Source organism: Lysinibacillus sp. Y5S-8, assembly GCF_036894365.1.
GTDB classification, from domain to species: domain Bacteria; phylum Bacillota; class Bacilli; order Bacillales_A; family Planococcaceae; genus Lysinibacillus; species Lysinibacillus fusiformis_D.
The window spans coordinates 1,969,159-1,989,852 of sequence record NZ_CP145889.1 but is presented as its reverse complement, the minus strand read 5'-3'; the positions used below and the strand labels follow the sequence as shown (position 1 = coordinate 1,989,852).

Genomic DNA, 20,694 nt, shown 5'->3' with positions numbered 1-20,694 from the left:
TCCTCCCTATCAAGTTAAATATCTTTCTGCAAAAGCACGATAAAATTCAATAGCATCAAAAAATTCGTTCATTTCAATATGTTCATTTGGCTGGTGTGCTAAATTTTCATTGCCAGGGCCATAGATAATAATGGGTGCATTCGTAGCCACTGAAAAAACGGAACCATCTGTATAATAATTAACGCCCTGTTCCATTAAGTTCACATTGAACAATTCATTTTTCACCTGTTTCAATTGTGCTAATAAGTCATAGCTGCTTGAATAATCAATTGAATCTAAATCATGCATCACGTTGATCTTTGCCTTGCAGTCATCGTTCATTTTTTGAATGTCTCTAATAATTTCTTTAATATCCTCTACTATTTCTTGATGGGATAGTAAGGGGGTGGATCTAATATCTATACGAATAGCACAATAATCTGGTATTACATTGGTAGTGACACCCCCTTTTATCGTACTAATGACAAGAGTTGGCCGACCTAATAAAGGATGTTCTTTCACTTTTCTAAATGAATAGGTCTGCAAAGCACTTATAATTTTATGCATATGCGCAATAGCATTTATGCCATTTTGAGGCATTGAGCTATGTGCCGTTTTACCAAAGGTTTCGATCTCCAGCCATAAGACACCCTTATGGGCACAAAAAATCTCCCCACTACTCGGTTCTGCAATAAGAATGGTACCTGCCTTTTTGACAATATCTGATTCAATGGCTTGTTTTGCTCCTATGCAATCAACCTCTTCTCCAGCTGTTCCTAAAAACAATAGATCGCCTTTTAAAGGAATCTTTTTTTCCTTTAAAATAATCATCGCCTCTAGTAAAGCAGCTACTCCCCCTTTCATATCTGCCGTTCCCCTACCATACATTTTCCCGTCAACTATATCTGCCGAGAAAGGTTCGTAATGCCAAGGTACATCACCAACAGGAACTGTATCCAAGTGACCACTAAATAACAAAGACGCGCATTTTTCTTTTTCATTACTTAATAACTTTACAATGATGTTTGCCCTCGCCTCATCAATCATTTGGATATCTACTTCTAAGCCGTAGCTAGTACAATGCTCAGCTATTTTATGGGCTACTACTAGCTCATTAGCAGGTGGATTGACACTGTTTATTTGTACTAATGCTTGTAAAAATTGTGTCGCTCTTTCCTTATCGATCAAAAAAACACCTCCCTCCCTTGACCGTTGTCACACTAGACATGTAGCCGATTTTGCAGCGATTCAAATTTCCAAAAATACCCTCAAGCTACAGATTATAAAAATGAGTGAAAATTACAAAAATTTAATGTATCATACTAGTAATCTCACCTTTCACTTACTATAGCATTGTATTTATTGGCTAAGAGCCAAAAAAATGCTTCCATTTTTTTATAAAATAAAATGACTTTTGCGTTGCTCTGCACATCCATGATCATCTTTTCATCAAAACATTTATGAGGTGATTAACTTGCGGATAAAAGATATTATGCTTTTACAACAATTTAAAAATGCCAAGATACTCGCTGGACACGATTTACTGGGAAAGGAAGTAACCGGGGCTACAATCGTAGATGCACCAGATGGCTTTTCTTGGGTTGAACGAGGAAATTTCATTCTTACAACTGGTTTTCCATTTCTTTCAAACAAAAAAAGTTTAGATGAAACATTAAAAAATTTAATTGTGACGCTCTCTGAAAAAGGAGTCAGTGGCTTAGGTATCAAAATTGGTCGGCATATCCCATCTATTTCTTTAGACGTGCGAAATTTTGCCGAGCAGTATGAGATAATCATGATCGAGCTGGACAACCATATTGCTTGGGCAGATATGATTATCCCCATTGTCAACCACATTAATAATGAACAAAGACTTGAGTTAGAAAAAGTAAAAAATATTTATGAAGCGTTTCAATATTTTTTATTAGCTCAATCTGATTTTCAACAATTACCGCTTTTAATCGACAAATTGACTTCCAACAAGGCAACTATTTATTTACATTCCATTGATAAATTTTATAGCTCTTTTGAATTGACACCTATGTATGAAGAAATCACTTCAAATATCATCCATATGATTAAAACGAAAAACCTAACAAAAGAAAGTTTCCAGGGACTTCCCATCCAAGTGTATGTCAAGCCGATTTATGAAAATCGACATCTTGAAGGCTGTATTATTCTTTGGGACTGTGAGGATATTCGTGCCCCTTGGAAAAAGGTAGCGATTTCACAAGCAACTGCGATTCTATTAACGGAGCTTCAAAAAATAAAAAGTATTATTTCACTCTCTCAGCAAAATAGAAGTAGCTTTTTATTAGATTTATTTCATGGGAAATTTAATAGTACAGAGGAGATTATTCGCGTTTCAAGAGAGGTAAATTGGGATTTGTCACATCATCCATACAGATTACTGTTAATTGAATTAAAATTCCCTGATTATAACAAACAGGATACACTTATATTAACGTCACAGTTTATCTTTTTATTAGAAAAATATACATTAACCAAGGTAGGCTTTGATTCCAATAATTATTTAGTTATGCTGTTAGATACTACGTCAGAAATTAATGTTGAATTTATTTGTAAAAAAATCGATTTCTTATTAGCTAAGTATAATGTCCACAACACTTATTTTGGAGGATTCGGTCGGGCCTATCCTTTACATTCCATTGTAAAAAGCTACAATGAGGCATTAATTTCCTTACATTTTGCACAAGCGAAGAAAAATCTGCTGTCGAAAGTAGTAAGTTTTGAACATTTAAACTTCGAACGAATTCTTTTCTCTAATCAACCAATAAAAGAAGCTTCCTTTCTTCAGCAGGAATACTTAATGCCCTTAAAGGAATTTGATGAGAAAAAGACAGCAGAGCTCTACAATACACTGAAAGTATTTATATTTAATAATGCCGATTTTAATAAAACAGCTGAACAGCTATTTGTTCATAAAAATACGGTCCGTTATCGACTTAGTTTGATTAAAGAGATCTCAAAGCTCAATCCTGAAAAACTGCAAGATCAAATTTTATTTTATATTGGCTTCTTACTTGAGGAGCTTCAACTACCTACCTATCAATAATTGCCATAACAAAAACAGTCTATTTTTATGCCATTGATTAAAATAGACTGTTTTTAGATTTTTTAAGTCGCTGTATAGCCGCCATCCACCGGTATTAATGCGCCTGTAATAAAGGATGCTTCATCAGAGGCTAAGAAGGAAATGGTATTGGCGATTTCTTCTGGTCGACCTAATCGCCCTAATAAATAGGCATTTTCATAGGCCTGGCGAATGGTCTGACCACCGCCATCCCCGTCGATTAGTTGCTTTGCCATATTTGTATCAGTTAAGCCTGGACATACAGCATTCACACGTATACCATACTGCCCAAGCTCTACTGCCGTACTTCGTGTAATACCCGCCACTGCATGCTTTGTCATGATATATAAATTATGATTTTTGGTACCGATCATGCCTGAAATAGAGGCCAAATTGATGATGGAACTGCCCTCTTGTCCTTTTAAATGTTGAATGGCATATTTTGTGCTTAGCATCACACCTTTAATATTGATGTTAGAAATTCTTTCATAGGTGATAACATCAAATGTTTCGGCTGTATTATTGACAAAAATGCCTGCATTATTAACAACTGTTGTAATATAGCCATATCTTTTCACTGCTTCATCATAAAGCTTTGCAATATGCTCTTCATCGAAGATATTACATACTACCGAATGAACATCAAAGCCACTTTGTTGCAATTGTAGAAAAGCCTCCTGTAATTTCTCCACATTCAAATCTGAGATAACTACTTTCGCTCCTTCTTGCCCACATTTTCTCGCTGTAGCAAAGCCAATCCCTTGTGCTGCTCCTGTAATAACGACAACTTTCTCCTGTAATCTACCTACCATTGGTTCCCTCCTTACATTGTTAAGTAACCTGCATCAACAGCAATATGTGAACCTGTTATATTATTGGAATCATCTGAAACTAGGAAAAGTGCTGCATTAATAACATCTCTTGGTGCAATAAAATCTTGATTTGGAAAAACATGATGATTTCCAAATGCAGGTGTTGCTTCGTCTCTGGTTGCTCCTTTTTTATTAGCCAAACGATCATAAGTTGCTTGATTGTTTGCCATTGTGGTGTCAACAGCGGTTGGACAAATTGCATTGACATGAATGTTGTAGGGACCGACCTCCATAGCTAATGATTTAACAAAACCTAAAACACCATGTTTAGCTGCTACATAGTGTCCTACATTTTGACCACCTCTTAAACCATTTACAGAAGAGACACATAAAATCTTGCCTGCTTGTCGTTCAATCATATGAGGAATGACGTGCTTGCAAGTTAACCATGTTCCCTTTAAACAAATATCAAGCATATCATCCCATTGCTCCTCTGGCATTTCCCATAATTTGTTATACGAAAGGATACCAGCATTGGTCACGAGAATATCTATTTTTCCAAAATGAGCAATTGTCTTGTGGACAGCTTCTTCCAGCTCTTTAGTATGCCGAACATCTGCTATAAATCCTAATGCATCCACACCCCTACTCTTTATCTCATTGACAGTTTCAGTTAATTCTCGTTCACCTGCCATTTCATAGGCAACACTCTGTAGGTTTCTGGCAATATCAGTGATAACAATTGCTGCCCCTTCTTCTGCAAATTTCAATGCATAGTCCTTTCCCATCCCACGTGCTCCACCCGTTATAAAGGCTACTTTTCCTGCTAATTTTCCCATATAAGCTCCCTCCTAAAACGTTTCCTCAATCCCACACCATTCCAAAGCTGTTAATGCATAAGTTTTTGCTGCTTTTATTAAATCCTCTACCAATACGTATTCATTCGCTGCATGAGCTACTAATATACTTCCAGGACCATATATAATAGAAGGAATTCCTCTTGCATTTAAAAACGCTGCATCTGCAACCGCTGCAAAACCATGTATCATCGCTTCCTCTCCCGTTGCTTCCTTATGAGCACGTGTCGTTGCTTGAACAATCGGGTGATCGATAGATACATTAAATGCTGGCCAATGCAATAAAAATTCAATGTCTGGTGGATTATTTCGCAGCCACAAATCATTTTGTACGGCTCTTTCTACATGTGCTAAAATTTCTGCTTGTACTTCCTCAAAAGATTCTAAAGGGTGATGCCACACTGCATATTGAATCGTACAATAATCTGAAACCACAAACGGTAAATCAACATCGTAGGACTTACCGTGAATAATGCCTGGATGAATGGAAAAATGACCTGGTTCAAAAAGATCATGTTTCTTTGTGAATCCCCATTCTTCCTCTAATTGTTGAAGTACTTGTACGACATACATCCCTTTTTCTACCGCGTTAATCCCCACCTCGCCATGCTTACCTCCTGCACGAATAAACTCTCTCCTCACAGAAGCATGTGTGGTTTTACCTTTAACTGTAATATGCATACGAATAACACCTGGACTTACAGGTACAACTGCTAAACTTTGTGGTGGCCCAGAAGGTTCAGATACTATCGCTGCATCTGCCTTATAGCCTCTTTCCACTGTCGCAGTTACGCCTAATTCATGATCCATCGTCTCTTCACCAACAACTGTTTCTAGCAATAAATCTCCTTTTAATTGAATGCCTAATTTTTTTAACGCTTTTGCAGCCATTATTTGAGCTGCTATCCCGCCTTTCATATCACAGGCCCCACGTCCATATAGTTTGCCATCTTCCACTCTTCCAGAGAATGGATCTTCAAATTTCCAGTCAGTGTTTGGACCTGGTGGTACTACATCTATATGACCATTAAAAATTAGTGACTTTCCATTACCTGTTCCTTTGATCACTCCCACTAGATTTGGTCTTTGTGCCTCCACTTCCCACATATCAACTTCATCACAGATTTCTTCAAAAACTGGCTTTAGAAACGCTTGGACATTCTTTTCGCCACCAATCACTTCATTTTTATTAACGCCATCATAATTCGGGTTGACACTCGGAATCTTTACCATATTACTTGCTAAGAGAATGATTTCCTCACGCATCTCATCAATAACCTCAATAAGCTCTTGCTTTATTTTTTCGGTAGACAATACATTTGTCATATTATTCCTCCTTGTTTACTCGTTTTTAGAACTGACATTTACCATGGAAGAATTAATTTCAGCAGGATTGAGTGGTACAGATTTTTTATTTCTTCTTGCGTTTTCAATATCTTCCCAAAGATTTTCTACATGTGCTTCTATTGGCTTTGCATAACCAGCAATAATCATAATGATCGTTGTCGTGATTAGGCCATATACACCAGCAGACCAGCCTAAATTTGTAATAAATGCAGGTTCTGTTACAGTGAAGGTCATCGAAACGATTGTTCCAATTATCATACCTGCAAGAGCTCCCTCTTTATTCGCACGTTTCCAATATAAACCTAAGATAACAACAGGGAATATCATGATAATTCCTTGATAAGAAAGCAATGCAATATTTATTAATGCCCCAACATCAACTGTTGCAAGGACGGCACATATTGCACCGATCATCAATACTGAAATTCTAGCTATTCTCATGGCCATTTTTTCAGAAATATCCTTCTTAATAACTGTAGCTACATCACGAGAAATGGAAGTTGACATTGCTTGAATGATGCCGCTTACCGTTGCAATACTTGTTGCCATTATGACAGTGGACATGAGCGCAAGTACGATTGGCCCAACCTCTCCGGCAGCCCACATATAGGCTTCCTCAGGATTATTTCTTGCCGTATCATTCATATATAAAATATTACCCAATAGTTGGAATATCACATAGAATATTCCACCGATAATCGGTGCTAATAATGCAGACTGTTTAATGGAACGAATACTATTTGAGGCAAATAATTTGTTATAAACCCATGGCCACATGAAACCTCCCAATCCACTTGTAATGATAATGGAAGTCCAAAATGCAGTAGGCAATTCCCAACCTGGTCCAGGGAATGTTAACGTTTCAGGATGACTCGCAACTAAAGAATCCATTCCTGCTGCAATACCACCAGAAAATTTAAAAATCATATACAGCATGACACCCGTCCCAATAAAAAACATAAATGCTCCTTGGAAAATATTTGCTGTAATAACCGATTTCATTCCACCTAAAGACACATAAGCAAGTACAACAACAATCCCAATAATCATACCGACTACAGGACTGATTAAACCATTAGTTGCGTAATTGAAAATCACTCCTTGTGTTATCCATTCCATTAATAGCCATGGTGCAGTAAAGACGATTCCAGCCATTCCAACAACTAAACGCACCATGCTGCTTTTATAGCGTAAATCCATAAGCTCTGCTTGTGTACCAATATGGTATTTCTTTCCCCAGATATATGTTTTTTCTGCAACTAAATACATGGAAAGCATCGTTAATGTTGCATAAGTCAATACATACAAACCAATAAAACCATAACCAACCGAGTATCCTGCAAACGCAGTAAATGTCGCGCCTACATACCACGTGGAAAAGATGGCTAATGAAATCGCTATCATACCAAAGCTGCCTCGTGCTGTTGCATACTCTTCAAAAGATTGAACACCGAAATTTTTGGCATTAATCGCAAACACAATTACAAAGAAGATCACAATAAAGATAATCGATAACATTAATCTTCCCCCCTTAATTCTTGCAATTGTGTTTTCGATAAAGGTTCAATATCAATATCTAAATCACCATACTTAGCATCTACAAAATACCAAGATATTAATAATATAAAAATGAAAATATTTAATAAGAATTGCCAAAAATATGAAAATGGCAAACTTAAAATACGTGGCTCAATTTTATTACTAAAATCAAAAACACCTGGAAAACAAGCTAATAATATTAACATAATAAAGCAAGCAGTAAAAAATAAATTTCTCTTCCCTACTGATCTCAAACAATCTCACCTCTTTTGATATCTCTTATATCAGTAATTTTTGCTTTAAAGCATTTAATCAATAACCGGTTAATGAACATCATATTTTCAGGTGAATAAAAAGTCAACTTATTATCTGATTTTTCAAAATCTTTTGAATATAACAAAAATCAAGTGACTCCTTTTGTTTATTCTCCAAAACTTTTTATAATTCTTTCCATTATAAAACCCCTTTATGGTAAAAAACATAAAGGGGTTTGAAGCGTTTATTTCATTAGTTCTTCTACTAATTCAACAGGTACATATGTTTTACCAGCTTCTAATAAAGCTGGTGCTACTTTAAATTGGCGAAGCGCTTTATTGTAGCCATATTCCTTTTGACCACGAGTAATGGTATAGGAAACGGCACCTTTCGAAACAATAGCACCCTTTGGCGTAACTTCTACTTTAAAGCCAAGTTCTTCTGCGATTAATCGTAGTGGCACCATTTTCGTCCCTTCTACTTCATAAAAGTCTTTCTTGATGATTTCTTGAACAGCTGAATCGGATGGTGCTGGTTCAGGAGTTGGCTCTAGGTCCACTTCAACCACCGGCTCTTCCTTCTCGATCGTGTCCAACACGATGACCTTTGAAGGTGGTGTCTGAGCAGGAATACTCATCGTAGCAATTGTGTAGAACACGGCTAAATGCTGCTCTTTTAAATCATCCAGTTTCACATCTTTACCGGAAGCACTTACTAATTTAGTGTCTTCTCCAACATTTAATTTTAAGTTGTTGTCTGTATCGATCAAATCTTTATTGAAGAAATCAACTTCCACGCTACCCATTGCTTCTGTTTCAACAATAATCACTTCTGGGTTATACTGCGGTGGATAAATCGCAAGCATAGGTTTTTTCGCATAAGAGTAAGCCGACACCTTATCCCCTTTTTGAGGCTTGACTTCTTTTCCTGTATTATCGAAAATAAGTGACTCTTTATTGGCGATTACAATATTCGTATTGTCGCCGTCTATTACTGTATAGTACGTTCCGTTTTCACGAACATCTACATTTTCCACTGTACCCGTTACTTTAATAAAAGTCGGCTGCACTTGTTGCACCGAAGTTTCTGCGTTTACCACAGCCTCACCTTCGTTAGCTGATGCAGTTGGAGCTCCGATCGCGCCCCCTAATAATAATGCTGACATAGCAAATGGTACGACTTTCGTCATTTTCATAAAAAAGCATCTCCTTCATTTCATGAATTCATAGAAGTAGTCGCCTCAGCATGAAAAAGGTTACAATCTGACCAATTTTTTTATTTTAAGCGAAGTCACACTGCTCTTGAACGGTTGCGTATGATGAAGAGCTTATGGTGTTCGCTTTGATTTGAGGGCATCTGGGTGTTCGCTTTACTTTCGCGGGTTGTCGCTTGCCTTCCGCGAGTATTCGCCTTCCTTCCGCGAGTATTCACTCTCCTTCCGCGAGTATTCGCCTTCCTTCCGCGAGTATTCACTCTCCTTCCGCGAGTATTCACTCTCCTTCCGCGAGTATTCGCCTTCCTTCCGCGAGTATTCACTCTCCTTCCGCGAGTATTCACTCTCCTTCCGCGAGTAATTCACTCTCCTTCCGCGAGTATTCGCCTTCCTCTGCGAGTATTCACTTCGCTCGCGAGCATTCACTTCGCTTCCTCAAAAGATAAATCGCAGTCGATTGAGGATGCGCTGTAAGAAGTATTGATGTTCGCTTTGTTGTGCTCTTAGCTCGCGGGCGACGTCGGGGTGGTCAGTTATGACGCCGCTGACGTTTTTTTCAATAAAGGTTTGCAAGGAACGGTCGTCATTGAGTGTCCAAACAAATAAGTCAGTTGGGTGCTGCTTTAATTCCTCAATAAGCTGCTCGGTTACCCAGGATTCCTCTAATGCGATAAAATCAACATTTTCCTCCATTGGTCCGATGTTGAGTGCATAGACAATGCCAACTCGCAAATTGGGCACCAATTTTTTTAATTGCGCCATTTTCTGTACATCAGCGGATTGCACATAGTAGGAATCCAGCACCTTGTATTGACGTAGCTTCTCGACTAATTTAGGTAAAACATCTTCCGTTTCTTGGCCGTGCGCCTTTAATTCGATTAATAACGCCACATCTAACGCTTTAGCAATTTCGATACAATCCTCTAAAGATGCAATTTTATCGCTGTAGCCATTTTGATGAATGGTTAATGACTTTAGTTCGCTTAGGGTCATATTCGCAATGACACCGTTTTTACCAGCTAGCCGTCTTAATGTTCGATCATGAAAGACAACAAATTCACCATCTACGGTTTGCTGAATATCGATTTCAATTAAATCTGCCCCCGCATTCGCTGCACTTACTAACCCGCTAATCGTATTTTCTACATTGCCTGCGACATAGCCTCGATGGGCAATAATTTTAGTATCTGGGGCATAAACACTTTTCTCTAAAGAATTGATGTTCATCATACTTAATACGATAAAAACGATGAAACTGATCAATAGTAATGGCTTATAGCGTCGCTGTCTCTTGGTGACCACTCTAACTTTGCCTAGCACTGGCGTGTTATACGTAATGGCAACCATGACTTGTGAAAACATAGCCTGTAATAAACTAAATAGCACTACAAAGACCATTTCCAACAAGGCAAGTGTAAGCCCAGCCGTGACCAATGCTGCGCTCGGCATTATGCGCTCTATTAAATAGAGCGGAAACGTACTGATGACCGTTATTCCTAGCATCATTAGCAAATGACCTGTTAAAAGCATCGCTAATAATACTAACAGTTCAAATAAACCTCGTTTAGAAAAATGCCAGCTTTGCTTGAAGGAACGTAGAATCGAGATGTTGGGCTGGATTGTAAAAATTGGTAACGTTAAAATACTACGAATGCCGATCATCACCACGAGACTTGCCACCGCAGCATATGCTAGCCTACCAGCTCGACTGCTCATTATTTCGTCTGTTAAAAAATGTGGCAGAGAAACGGATTGCGTTAAGGTGAGTGGTAGCATAAAGGAAGCTAATGGCATTAATAGTGCAAGATAGACAATTAAAAATAAGACTTGGACACTAAAAAAATAAATAACCTTTCGATTCAATTGCTGCCATAAAGGAAGAAAGCGATAGTGCATCCCCCTTTGCTGATGAAAGGCCATGAGAAAGAGGAAGCCCATTTCATAATAAACAAATAATAAAAACAGCAAAATTAATAGACAAATCATCATGATGACAAAGGGATGCGCCACAAAGCTTTGCCAATTTTGCTCAGTAATATGTGTATACCCTGTTACTCGGAGCATGAGCTTCAAGACGATCGAGGTTACAGGGATTATCAATAAAAACTGAAAAATTCTAATCAATGCGAAAACTTGTACATAATCTAACCGATACGCATAAATATTGTGGACAGCCTGTCGCATTACTTGTCCTGCCTTGTGCACGTACTCACCCCTGTCATGCTGTTAAAATAGCTCTCTTCTAACGTATGTTCAAACAGCTATAGCACAGTACTGAAAGCCGCTAAAATAGCAATTTGTTCAAGTATCCTATGCATCAAAGTAAGAGAAGATTTGTGTATTTATCGTGACTTTCTCCATTTTTTTGAAACTTTTTATGTTGCTATCCAGTATATAACTAGATACCCACTAGAGAAAGGAGCGCAAACATGAAATTCACTCTTGGCGATATCATTAGTACAACTGTTCTTTTATGTATGTTTCTAGCTATCTTTTTCGTGATGATTCATATGATTAAAAAAATGAAGTCAACCGTCCCTGTGCCTCCTCCACCAACCATGCAACAGCAAGTAGAGGACTTAACAAAACGTGTATCGAGCTTAGAGCAGCAAGTAAAAAATTTTGCTGACAAACAATAGACCGAGAAAAAAATCGCTGCAAAGGTTATCCTTCACAGCGATTTTCATATACCATCTTCCCATCCACCACCGTACAAGCTACTTGTATATGTGGTAGTTGTTCAATATCTACAGTAAAAAGATCCTCCTGTAAAACCGTAAAATCGGCTGCATAGCCTGCTGCAATTTTGCCACGCTTATGTGACTGACCGATTATTTCGGCTGCTCCTACGGTATACAGATGGACGGCCTCAAACCGTGAAATTTTCTCCTGCGGATTATAGCCCTCATGGCTTTCGCCAATATTTCTTCTTGTGACAGCAGCGTAAATGCCTTGTAGCGGATTGGGAACCTCAATCGGGGCGTCACTGCCTCCTGCCACAATCAGCCCTCGGTCAAGAAGCGACTTTAAAGGATGTAAGCCTTGAGCGCGCTCCTCTCCAAGTCTCGATAGCTCTGCTTGATATTCTCCCTGTACAAATTGCGGCTGCATATCTACCGCAACAGGTAAAATAGCTAGCCTGGCTAATAGTTCATCATCGACTAAGCTACAGTGAATCACTCGATCAAACTGACCATCCTGCGGCGGATAGGCCGCAAAAACGTCTAAAATCGTTGCTATTGCTAAATCTCCAATCGCATGCACGGCCACAGTTTGTCCGTACTGACGAGCAAGCTGAACATAGGTCGTTAATTGCTCTGTTGTATGAATGAGCATCCCAGCATTGTTAGGGTCATCACTATACGGTTGACGTAGCGCCGCCGTGCGACCGCCAAAGGCTCCGTCAATAAAAATTTTCATAGCGCCAAACTCTAAAAATGGTGATGGGGCTAAATCCATTTTTGCGACCTCTTCAAAGACCGTATGATGCTGTAATAAATGAACTTTAAAGGATTGCTGTGCCTCCACGATTTTACGATAAGCCAGAATCGGTTGGCTGGGTGGTCCGTAATAGCTTAAGTCCTCAGAATGCCCTCCTACTAAACCATAGGATTGGAGCGAGGCAATCGCTTTTGCCAAAGCATCCTCGATATACGCAGGTGTAATATGCGGCATATGGTTGACAATTAAATACAATGCTGCGTCCTTTAGTACACCTGTGAGCTGACCGTCGACTTTGTCAATGACACCGCCCTCTGGTGAAGGTGTATCATTGGTAATGCCAGCAAAGGCAAGCGCCTTGGAATTCGCTAAAATTAAATGATGACAGCTCCGTTTAATGATTAAATAGGCTTCTCCAAGTGCATCCAGCTCCGCTAATGACGGCAAAATCGGTTCATCAAATTGGTTTTCATTTAGCCCGATTGCAATGACCCATTCCTGTGCTGTGGCCTTGGACATTCGCTCTTGAAGCTTCTTAAGTAATGCCTCTTTACTTGTAATTGTGGAGACATCAATATGCTTGAGCTTTTCACCGTAACCAATAATATGTAAGTGACTATCGACAAAGCCTGGATACATTACATGTCCTTGTAAATGTTGGATAGAAGCAGCTAATGGCGACAAGCTCTCCACTGAGCCTGTCGCCACAATTTTTCCATCTTCTACAAGGACTGCTTCCACTGTTTCACCAACCTGAGCCATCGTGTAAATCTTGCCACCTGTCCATAATGTTGCCAAAACAATTCCTCCCATGTCCTATGCTGTTGCTTCAATTAAATGTGCGCTCTCTAAGCGACGACGGACAATGACACCAATCCACGCTGCAAGTACCGCTTTGACGATCCCCACTACGATAAATGGTGCAACACCACCCATAAAGGCAGCTGTCCACGTGTATTCTGCTACAATTTTTAACCACACTGTTCCGAACGCTAATGTGATGATCATGCCAATAATATTCGCAATAATAGCGTGAACAAATGTAATACCAAATTGATCTAAGTATAAGCCCATAATAATCGCTGTGACAAGGAAACCGACGATATATCCGCCTGTTGGACCAACTAAAATCCCGAGTCCGCCTGACATCCCGCTAAATACAGGTAAACCTACTGCGCCTAATAGTATATAAAGCAGGACAGATATCGTCCCTAATCTTGTCCCTAAAATGGTTACGACAATTCCAACCGCTAAAGTTTGTCCTGTAATCGGAATAAGTGGTAGTGGAATCGTTACTTGTGCTAGAACGGCGATAATCGCTGCTCCAAATGCTGCTAACACGTATTGATATGTACTTCCTTTTTTCAATGTAAAAAGCCTCCCCTTGTGCGTTAACCAATAATTAAAATAAGTTAACACAAAGATAAAGCAAATAAAAACCGTTGTCAATCTATTTTCGAATAAAAAAAGAAATTGCTAGATTACAATAGCAATTTCCTTTCAAAATGATTACCATAAAGGTTCATTCATTGGATCTTTTTCTTGCAGCTTAAACACATATGGCGCAATTTGATGATGATAAAAGAACATGCCCACTAAAAAGAAAATAAGTCCGATAACAAAATGTTGGAAAACATGCTGCAGCATAATCAATAAAGGCACTGGCATCGTCATCACACCACTGATTTGAATGGATTTTTTTGTGCGATATTGTTTTTGTCCACAATGAGGGCACACAATTTCACCATTTTTGCGATACAACTTACGTGTATCTTTCTCAGACCAGCTCTCCCCACATTCAATACAAACAGGGAGGCCATATCCTTTTTTCACTAACAAACGCTTGACAATAAAAGCTGCTCCGATAAATATACCAAGCAATAACATGCCTCTTACATAATCGGAGTCAAAAAGTGACCACCAGTGCCATGTATCTGATGATGTACTAGCTGCTTGCTGTCCTGTGGTACGCTGTTCCTTTTGCTGTGTCAAAATATAGCTAAAACCAATGACGAAAACAGTAAAGGTAGCCAGCACGAGACGATATGTCCATTCCCCTCCTGTTTTACGTTGCCCTTTTCGTCGTGCTTTATCAGCGATTAATTGCTTGTGCTGTTGTGAGAGCTTGACATCCTGTAGCTCCTTAAGCAAATCCTCTTTAAATTGATTCATGACGTAGCCCCTCCCAATCAAAGTCACCCATTGCTGCTGCCAGCTGTTTACGGGCTCGCTGTAGTCTTGTACGAATTGTTGCTTCTGGACAATGCACGAGCTGGGCAATTTCCACAGTCGACATCTCCTCAAAATAATACAAAATCAAGACCTCTCGATAGGCGACTGATAACGTAAACAATGCCTCCATTAGCTCTTTTTTGACGGATTTCTCTAGCATCTCCTTTTCAGGTGTAACCGTTGTCGTGCGCCCTGTAATCTTTTCAAACAGTGTCAGCCGTTTGCTTTTCCAACTCCGTAAATAATCATGACTTCGATTAACCGTCATTTTCACTAAATATGTACGCAATGATGCTTCCTGGCGAAACTGTTCCTGCTTTTGATAAAAGGCGATGAACACATCCTGCACAATGTCTTCTGCTGTCGTCTTATTTTTCACATATAGATAGGCGACCTTTAGCAAGTAATCACCATGCTCCTCGATTATCTGTTCAATATCCACCATTGCTCTCACCTTCTTTCTAACACTACTGACGGACGTCACTGCCATGGCGATTCAATTTTTACAAAAAAAATCCGTAATTTTTTAATCATTACGGATTCTCATCTATTTAAATACCTATTTCTCGCATAGTAGCGGCTACTTTGGCCATTCTATCGTCTAAATCTATGCCTGTAAAGGTGGGCAATCGTAGCTCATTTACGATGGCTCCATCACACATAAAGAGAATACGCTCCGTTCTGGCAGCAATTTTCGGGTCATGTGTCACAAGCATGATCGTTGTACCCTCGCTATTGATGACAGTGAATAAATCCATGATTTCCTGTGCAGATGTTGAATTTAGAGCACCTGTTGGTTCATCTCCAAAAATTATTAAAGGATCGCTAATCAATGCACGACAGATGCCTGCTCGTTGCAATTGACCGCCAGAAACTTGTGTCAAATCTCGCTTTGCTAAGTCCGCAATCCCCATTTTTTCCATGATGTACAGCGCTTTGTCTGTTAAGGTGCTCACATTTCTTCGCTGATCACGCATCACAGGTAACAAAATATTATCAAGGATATTTAAGTTTTTTAGAAAGGTCGGCTGCTGAAACACAAAGCCCATTCTTGTTCTGCGCAAATCTGCAAGTTCATTGTCACGAAGTGAGGCTAAATCCATGCCATCAAAGATCACTTGCCCATGATCGATAGTGTCCATCCCACTAAGTGCATACAAGAGTGTCGATTTCCCACAGCCAGAGGGCCCCATAATAGCAACGAACTCCCCTTTATTTATTGTAACGGATATATTCATTAACACATTATACTGTTCATTGCCGACCTGAAATGACTTTACTATTTGCTCACCACTCACTAGTTTCATAAGGTTCTACTCCTTTATATGGTCCATCATTTTGACATGCCCCGCCCTGGACGTACCTATTAGTGTAGCTAGCAGAACAACGCTTGTAAGCGCTAATGGGCAAAAAACATAAGCCGCTAGAGGTTGAATCGTAAACTTAAATGAAGCCGCACCAAATGATGCGATAACTGTACTTGTCACAAGCTCACCCAGCGTGTTGGCGAGGAACGTCCCCATTGTTATAGCCAAAAGTAAAACAAACACGGATCGAGCCGCATATTGTGTAGCGATATCTCTGTTGGTAAAGCCTAATGCCTTCATAATAGCGATAGATGTTTGATCCTTCGCCATTAGCATGTTCATAAATAACAGTGTGACAAGCAAACACAGCAAGAGGGCTATGGCAAGTGCTGCATGAGATGCTTTTTCAATGGCATGGATGGTCGTGCTAAAGGTTTGGTTGATATAATCATCAATGCCTGAGACCTTTGCAAAATAAAACGTTTCTGCATATTCCTTTCGCTTCTCCTCGACCTGCGATGGCTTAGACATCATTCCATAGATGACACTCCACATACTTTCTGTAGAATGGTCAAAGAAAGCTGCCTTTGCTGTCTTGCCACCATTCGTAATATCAGAATAAATGCCGCTAACAATCAAATCCTTCACTTCACCATGAATGATCAATGACATAGCATCGCCAACCTTTTTGTGAAGTTCTTCAGCATTTAGCACAGAAAGCGCGATTTCATTGTGGGCAATTGGTGCCCTGCCATGTGCATATTCTACTGGGAAAATGGTATGGTCGCCCAGCTCTATTTTTAAGCTTGCTTCCGAGCCATCATCGGCCATTGTCGTGAATTTTTTTGTCGTCAACACACTATAATTCTCGATTGCTTTGTCTTGTTCAAATGTCTTAATGACAGCAGCCACCTGCTGGGCAGTTTGCTTGCTTTGTGGGACATCTATTCGAATATCACTATTGCCAATGCCCATATACGTCATAAAGCTTTTGGTGGCAATCGTATTGTGTAAATTATGAGGTACAATGATGATAAATGTTGCCAGGAGTAAGACAGCCAGCATAGTGGCATACAGCCTTTTCCGTGACAGGACATCCTTCACCCCAAGAAAGAGATTAATGGGAAGTCTTTTATTTGAGCTGAGGTTCAACCATTTTGTATGCTGTGTTTTTCCTTGTGTTGTACCAAAACGCAGCGTCTGAGTGGCTGATAGCTTGCGAAATTGTTTCAGAACAGATTGTACATAGCCCATTATCACGATAAATACGAGCAATAGCCCGATGAAGGTGAACAGCCAAATCAGTGAGGTATTGCCCGTTTCCCCCATGAACAAACGGATATTTTCAAGTAGCCTATCTCGAAGCAAGAAAGAGCTAGCAAACCCTAGCATACAGCCTATTACCGTGATTACGCCATATTTGGCAAAATACATCTTTTGAATATCCGCAACTCGAATGCCAATCGCTTTCATGACACCAATTTCGCGATAATCCTCTTCCATCTTCGTGAGTAATGTAAAACGAATACACATAAAAGCAATGAATACTACAAGAAGGCTGATTAATAAAATGACAGCAATCATTAGCCCATCCGATAGTGCATTTAGCATTTTGAATAGCGGGAACGTAATGGATGGTCCATTTGCTTCTAAGCCTGCACGTGTGTAGGCTTCTTCAAAATCTTTTAATTCAGCCAAATCGTTTAACCGAAATTCAATCAAATATTCAACCGTGCCCGCTCCCTGGATGGCTGCATAGTCCTGTTCACTGACAAGAAAGCGTTTTGAAGAGGCCAGCATAGCATTCATTTGTGAATCTCGTAAAAATCCTGCAATCGTCAAGTGCTTATCTTGAACAATCACGGTGTCACCCAGTTTAGCTGTACCATCCTTCCAATAGCCTACTGGCACATAAATATCGCCATTCGCCACTTCAATTACAAGACCATCCAAGTCCAGTAAATAATCGAATTTCTCACTTTGCGTACTAAAGCCATTGTCCTGTACACTATGTGCTAGTGTGGTGCCAGCAATATGGATCTTGGCCCCATCTACATTGAGAAATTCATTGACCTGAAATTCGTCTACACGTTCATCACGTTCCGCAAACTCAGTGAGCCGTGCTTGATCAATTTTGCCTGCATGCATCTGTAAAAAATGAGACGTTTCTGCTTGCTCCATCATCGTTTCCATTGCACTTGTTAAATGGACGATGAGCATTGCCGAGAGCGTGACAAGCATAGCAGCAGCTGCCACAAACAGTATCGTGATGCCTGCTATAAGCTTGCTCTTTGCCATGTCATTTCGCACAATTTTCCAACACATAGGTCACCTCTTTGGAAGTTTTTAACTACCGTCAAACCTAACAAGACCCTCATTCGTATTTATGTCGTACTACCTTCGCCATCCTTGCCAAACATTTGCATCATATAGAGCAAACTACCACTTTCCACTCCAAGCATTCGTTCGACATTAAAGATAAATGCTGGGATGCGTGCCGCTCGTTCTTCATCTGTCATCAGCACTAAATCATCATCGAATACAGCATTGGTATAAGCGATAATCATTTCCATACACTCATATGGATAGGGGGTATGATAAACGCCCTGTTCAATACCATCACGAATAATGGCCGTAAGGATTGGTGGCACTTGATTCATCACCACCTGCTGTATTTTTCGATGCATTAATGCATTTTGTGGCTTATGCACATGCTCCATAATCTCCTGACCACCATTTTCATGCTGTATGTTTAATGCCATCACAACACGTAGAATGCGCTCATTCACAGCAATGCTTTTGTCTTCTGCAATCGCTCTTGCCTTTGCGAGCATCGTACTTGTATAACGCTCAATGAGGGCATCCATAATATCTTCCTTAGACTTAAAGTGATAATAAAGTGTGCCCCGTGCAATGCCTACTTTTTCAAGAATATTGCTGGTGCTAGTACCGTCAAACCCCTTCTGTGTAAATAATTCGTCTGCTGCATCTAATATTTCATTACGACGCTCTTCCGCCTTCTTCATTTCCCTCATTATCACAACCCCTTACATTTGACCGACTGCCTGTCGATATATCTTTCCTTTATCGTATCATAGGACGACTATTACTGGCAATAATTCCTACAAAAAAAGAATCTGCATGAAGCAGACTCTTATTTTTGCGTGTCCTCGTTCTTTCGATATTCCAAAATATCGCCGGGCTGACAATCCAATGCCTCACAAACGGCCTCTAAGGTTGAAAAACGAATGGCTTTGGCCTTGCCGTTTTTTAAAATAGAAAGGTTTGCCATCGTGATGCCCACTTTTTCTGAAAGCTCTGTTACGCTCATTTTTCGTTTTGCCAGCATTACATCAATATTGATGATCATTGCCATAGTATTCACCTCAAACCGTTAAATCGTTTTCTGATTTGATATCGATGGCATTTTTTAGAAGCTTTTGCAGCACAGCAGCAAAGACTGCCACGACAAAGGAAGCAAAAATAATAACCATTCCGATAATAATAAGACCAGGGGCATCATCTACTTCCGCCACATAGTATATCAGTGGCATGCCTACCACGTATACACCACTAATGATAATTGCACAATATTTAATATTGATTAAAGCTTTCACGGATCGTTCTGAAAACGCAATATTTTGATCGATATAGCTTAGTAGTTTAATCGTCGTATACAGAGCAACAAAATAGGCGATGGCCGTTGCATAAACACCTAGTAAAGCAAAAATGGTTGTTTTCGGAAAATGCTGTGCTGCCCCTATCGCTACACGAGGAACTACCAATAGACATAAGGCAAGAACCGGTATTCCCATTAGAAAAACAGCTATCTTTAAAAAGAGCGTTTCTCGTTTCATCTGACGCACCTCTTTTATTTATTCTCCTGTACAATTTATCATATTTTTTATCGTTTTTCAATAAATATTTATTCTGATTCAAGATGTATTTTTAACTGTCATTTGGTTTATTTTCCCTTTTATTGTGCTATAATCGATTCATCTTCTCAAGCTTTAAAAAATATCGCTGAAGACAAAGGAGGAATTCGATGATTTACCGAGCAGCAGAAAAAACAATGGAGACTGAGCGTTTATTACTCCGCCTTTTTACAGAAGCAGATGCACCTGAGGTAAGTGTTTTATGTAACAATTATGCCATTTACAAAAGCACACTGAATGTACCTTATCCCTATACAATAGATTGTGCATTGTCATGGATAGCCACTCATCAACAAAACTTTGAGGAGAATCGCCTCTATGAATGGGCTATAACAGACAAACACAGTGGGCAATTATACGGGGCGATAGGGTTGTCCAATCAGCAGCCACATCAAAGGGGTGAAATCGCCTATTGGATTGGGGAGCCCTATTGGGGAAATGGCTATGGGACAGAAGCAGCCCAAGCAATCATCGCCTTTGCGTTTCAAGAGAAAAAGTATCATCGTGTCTATGCTCAGTATTTTCAATCCAATCCTGCATCCGGCAAAATCATGGAGAAATGCGGGATGCATTATGAGGGAACCCTAAAACAGCATGTGTATAAAAATGGTGCTTTCGAAGATATTGTTTATTATGGCTTAATCAATCCAAACCATTAGTTGACAACTTACACAAAAGAGGCA

21 protein-coding genes are annotated in these 20,694 nt (G+C 39.6%); 3 read left to right on the top strand and 18 right to left on the bottom strand.

The genetic code is table 11. The features are described 5' to 3' along the window. Positions 1 to 9 precede the first annotated feature (9 nt). Complete coding sequence (locus V6670_RS09420) at positions 10 to 1,167, bottom strand: M20 family metallopeptidase (RefSeq protein WP_338653828.1); 1,158 nt, start codon at positions 1,165 to 1,167, stop codon at positions 10 to 12. Positions 1,168 to 1,453: 286 nt separating this feature from the next. On the opposite strand from V6670_RS09420, the gene V6670_RS09415 reads away from it, so the two are divergent. After that, on the top strand, positions 1,454 to 3,055 hold the full coding sequence (locus tag V6670_RS09415; protein WP_338653827.1) for a PucR family transcriptional regulator ligand-binding domain-containing protein: 1,602 nt from the start codon (positions 1,454 to 1,456) through the stop codon (positions 3,053 to 3,055). A 62-nt stretch (positions 3,056 to 3,117) separates the two neighbouring features. Here the strand turns inward: V6670_RS09415 and V6670_RS09410 are convergent, their stop codons facing one another. The 8 genes from V6670_RS09410 to V6670_RS09375 all read right to left on the bottom strand — a co-directional run bounded on the left by V6670_RS09410 (position 3,118) and on the right by V6670_RS09375 (position 11,301). Continuing rightward, positions 3,118 to 3,885 carry an SDR family oxidoreductase gene (locus tag V6670_RS09410; protein WP_338653825.1) on the bottom strand — a complete coding sequence of 256 codons (768 nt, stop codon included), beginning with the start codon at positions 3,883 to 3,885 and terminating at the stop codon, positions 3,118 to 3,120. Between the two features lie 11 nt (positions 3,886 to 3,896). Further along, a complete protein-coding gene (locus V6670_RS09405) occupies positions 3,897 to 4,724 on the bottom strand; it encodes a mycofactocin-coupled SDR family oxidoreductase (RefSeq protein WP_338653824.1) in 828 nt (275 codons plus the stop codon). A 12-nt stretch (positions 4,725 to 4,736) separates the two neighbouring features. Continuing rightward, positions 4,737 to 6,068: an ArgE/DapE family deacylase gene (locus V6670_RS09400; protein ID WP_338653823.1), complete on the bottom strand. Its 1,332-nt coding sequence runs from the start codon at positions 6,066 to 6,068 to the stop codon at positions 4,737 to 4,739. Between the two features lie 15 nt (positions 6,069 to 6,083). Further along, the gene (locus tag V6670_RS09395; protein ID WP_338653822.1) at positions 6,084 to 7,607 is read right to left on the bottom strand and encodes a sodium:solute symporter family protein; all 1,524 of its coding nucleotides are present in this window, start codon (positions 7,605 to 7,607) and stop codon (positions 6,084 to 6,086) included. Continuing rightward, positions 7,607 to 7,834: a hypothetical protein gene (locus V6670_RS09390; protein WP_338653820.1), complete on the bottom strand. Its 228-nt coding sequence runs from the start codon at positions 7,832 to 7,834 to the stop codon at positions 7,607 to 7,609. The genes V6670_RS09395 and V6670_RS09390 overlap by 1 nt, the downstream gene beginning before the upstream one ends. 293 nt (positions 7,835 to 8,127) lie before the next feature. Further along, on the bottom strand, positions 8,128 to 9,078 hold the full coding sequence (locus V6670_RS09385; protein ID WP_338653818.1) for a stalk domain-containing protein: 951 nt from the start codon (positions 9,076 to 9,078) through the stop codon (positions 8,128 to 8,130). Positions 9,079 to 9,252: 174 nt separating this feature from the next. Next, positions 9,253 to 9,522: a hypothetical protein gene (locus V6670_RS09380; RefSeq protein WP_338653817.1), complete on the bottom strand. Its 270-nt coding sequence runs from the start codon at positions 9,520 to 9,522 to the stop codon at positions 9,253 to 9,255. Between the two features lie 9 nt (positions 9,523 to 9,531). After that, complete coding sequence (locus tag V6670_RS09375; RefSeq protein ID WP_338653816.1) at positions 9,532 to 11,301, bottom strand: glycerophosphodiester phosphodiesterase; 1,770 nt, start codon at positions 11,299 to 11,301, stop codon at positions 9,532 to 9,534. A gap of 224 nt (positions 11,302 to 11,525) precedes the next feature. On the opposite strand from V6670_RS09375, the gene V6670_RS09370 reads away from it, so the two are divergent. Beyond that, complete coding sequence (locus tag V6670_RS09370) at positions 11,526 to 11,735, top strand: hypothetical protein (protein WP_089932408.1); 210 nt, start codon at positions 11,526 to 11,528, stop codon at positions 11,733 to 11,735. A gap of 25 nt (positions 11,736 to 11,760) precedes the next feature. On the opposite strand, the gene V6670_RS09365 is transcribed toward V6670_RS09370, so the two are convergent. The 9 genes from V6670_RS09365 to V6670_RS09325 all read right to left on the bottom strand — a co-directional run bounded on the left by V6670_RS09365 (position 11,761) and on the right by V6670_RS09325 (position 19,933). Next, on the bottom strand, positions 11,761 to 13,335 hold the full coding sequence (locus V6670_RS09365) for an amidohydrolase (protein WP_338653815.1): 1,575 nt from the start codon (positions 13,333 to 13,335) through the stop codon (positions 11,761 to 11,763). Between the two features lie 18 nt (positions 13,336 to 13,353). Continuing rightward, positions 13,354 to 13,905 carry a biotin transporter BioY gene (locus V6670_RS09360; RefSeq protein ID WP_036117296.1) on the bottom strand — a complete coding sequence of 184 codons (552 nt, stop codon included), beginning with the start codon at positions 13,903 to 13,905 and terminating at the stop codon, positions 13,354 to 13,356. Positions 13,906 to 14,046: 141 nt separating this feature from the next. Then, positions 14,047 to 14,709, bottom strand: a complete 663-nt coding sequence (locus tag V6670_RS09355) for a TIGR04104 family putative zinc finger protein (RefSeq protein ID WP_338653811.1) — start codon at positions 14,707 to 14,709, stop codon at positions 14,047 to 14,049. Beyond that, a complete protein-coding gene (locus tag V6670_RS09350) occupies positions 14,696 to 15,214 on the bottom strand; it encodes a sigma-70 family RNA polymerase sigma factor (protein ID WP_338653810.1) in 519 nt (172 codons plus the stop codon). The genes V6670_RS09355 and V6670_RS09350 overlap by 14 nt, the downstream gene beginning before the upstream one ends. A gap of 106 nt (positions 15,215 to 15,320) precedes the next feature. Continuing rightward, entirely contained in the window at positions 15,321 to 16,076 is a 756-nt protein-coding gene (locus tag V6670_RS09345; RefSeq protein WP_338653808.1) for an ABC transporter ATP-binding protein, read from the bottom strand. A 6-nt stretch (positions 16,077 to 16,082) separates the two neighbouring features. Then, positions 16,083 to 18,401, bottom strand: a complete 2,319-nt coding sequence (locus V6670_RS09340) for an ABC transporter permease (RefSeq protein ID WP_338653806.1) — start codon at positions 18,399 to 18,401, stop codon at positions 16,083 to 16,085. A gap of 59 nt (positions 18,402 to 18,460) precedes the next feature. Continuing rightward, positions 18,461 to 19,111 (bottom strand): TetR/AcrR family transcriptional regulator, encoded by a 651-nt coding sequence (locus V6670_RS09335; RefSeq protein WP_036117279.1) that lies wholly within the window; start codon positions 19,109 to 19,111, stop codon positions 18,461 to 18,463. A 119-nt stretch (positions 19,112 to 19,230) separates the two neighbouring features. Further along, positions 19,231 to 19,452: a helix-turn-helix transcriptional regulator gene (locus tag V6670_RS09330; protein WP_141903135.1), complete on the bottom strand. Its 222-nt coding sequence runs from the start codon at positions 19,450 to 19,452 to the stop codon at positions 19,231 to 19,233. A 10-nt stretch (positions 19,453 to 19,462) separates the two neighbouring features. Further along, positions 19,463 to 19,933 (bottom strand): DUF2975 domain-containing protein, encoded by a 471-nt coding sequence (locus V6670_RS09325; RefSeq protein ID WP_036117275.1) that lies wholly within the window; start codon positions 19,931 to 19,933, stop codon positions 19,463 to 19,465. Between the two features lie 188 nt (positions 19,934 to 20,121). Between V6670_RS09325 and V6670_RS09320 the strand changes: the two genes are divergently transcribed. Next, entirely contained in the window at positions 20,122 to 20,670 is a 549-nt protein-coding gene (locus tag V6670_RS09320) for a GNAT family N-acetyltransferase (protein ID WP_141903134.1), read from the top strand. Positions 20,671 to 20,694: the final 24 nt, after the last annotated feature.

What these genes read in the sequence shown, in the direction of transcription:
- V6670_RS09410 (WP_338653825.1), bottom strand. Translation starts at nt 3,885, where the DNA reads ATGGTAGGTAGATTACAGGAGAAAGTTGTCGTTATTACAGGAGCAGCA.
- V6670_RS09405 (WP_338653824.1), bottom strand. Translation starts at nt 4,724, where the DNA reads ATGGGAAAATTAGCAGGAAAAGTAGCCTTTATAACGGGTGGAGCACGT.
- V6670_RS09400 (WP_338653823.1), bottom strand. Translation starts at nt 6,068, where the DNA reads ATGACAAATGTATTGTCTACCGAAAAAATAAAGCAAGAGCTTATTGAG.
- V6670_RS09395 (WP_338653822.1), bottom strand. Translation starts at nt 7,607, where the DNA reads ATGTTATCGATTATCTTTATTGTGATCTTCTTTGTAATTGTGTTTGCG.
- V6670_RS09390 (WP_338653820.1), bottom strand. Translation starts at nt 7,834, where the DNA reads ATGTTAATATTATTAGCTTGTTTTCCAGGTGTTTTTGATTTTAGTAAT.
- V6670_RS09385 (WP_338653818.1), bottom strand. Translation starts at nt 9,078, where the DNA reads ATGAAAATGACGAAAGTCGTACCATTTGCTATGTCAGCATTATTATTA.
- V6670_RS09370 (WP_089932408.1), top strand. Translation starts at nt 11,526, where the DNA reads ATGAAATTCACTCTTGGCGATATCATTAGTACAACTGTTCTTTTATGT.
- V6670_RS09355 (WP_338653811.1), bottom strand. Translation starts at nt 14,709, where the DNA reads ATGAATCAATTTAAAGAGGATTTGCTTAAGGAGCTACAGGATGTCAAG.
- V6670_RS09350 (WP_338653810.1), bottom strand. Translation starts at nt 15,214, where the DNA reads ATGGTGGATATTGAACAGATAATCGAGGAGCATGGTGATTACTTGCTA.
- V6670_RS09345 (WP_338653808.1), bottom strand. Translation starts at nt 16,076, where the DNA reads ATGAAACTAGTGAGTGGTGAGCAAATAGTAAAGTCATTTCAGGTCGGC.
- V6670_RS09340 (WP_338653806.1), bottom strand. Translation starts at nt 18,401, where the DNA reads ATGTGTTGGAAAATTGTGCGAAATGACATGGCAAAGAGCAAGCTTATA.
- V6670_RS09335 (WP_036117279.1), bottom strand. Translation starts at nt 19,111, where the DNA reads ATGAGGGAAATGAAGAAGGCGGAAGAGCGTCGTAATGAAATATTAGAT.
- V6670_RS09330 (WP_141903135.1), bottom strand. Translation starts at nt 19,452, where the DNA reads ATGGCAATGATCATCAATATTGATGTAATGCTGGCAAAACGAAAAATG.
- V6670_RS09325 (WP_036117275.1), bottom strand. Translation starts at nt 19,933, where the DNA reads ATGAAACGAGAAACGCTCTTTTTAAAGATAGCTGTTTTTCTAATGGGA.
- V6670_RS09320 (WP_141903134.1), top strand. Translation starts at nt 20,122, where the DNA reads ATGATTTACCGAGCAGCAGAAAAAACAATGGAGACTGAGCGTTTATTA.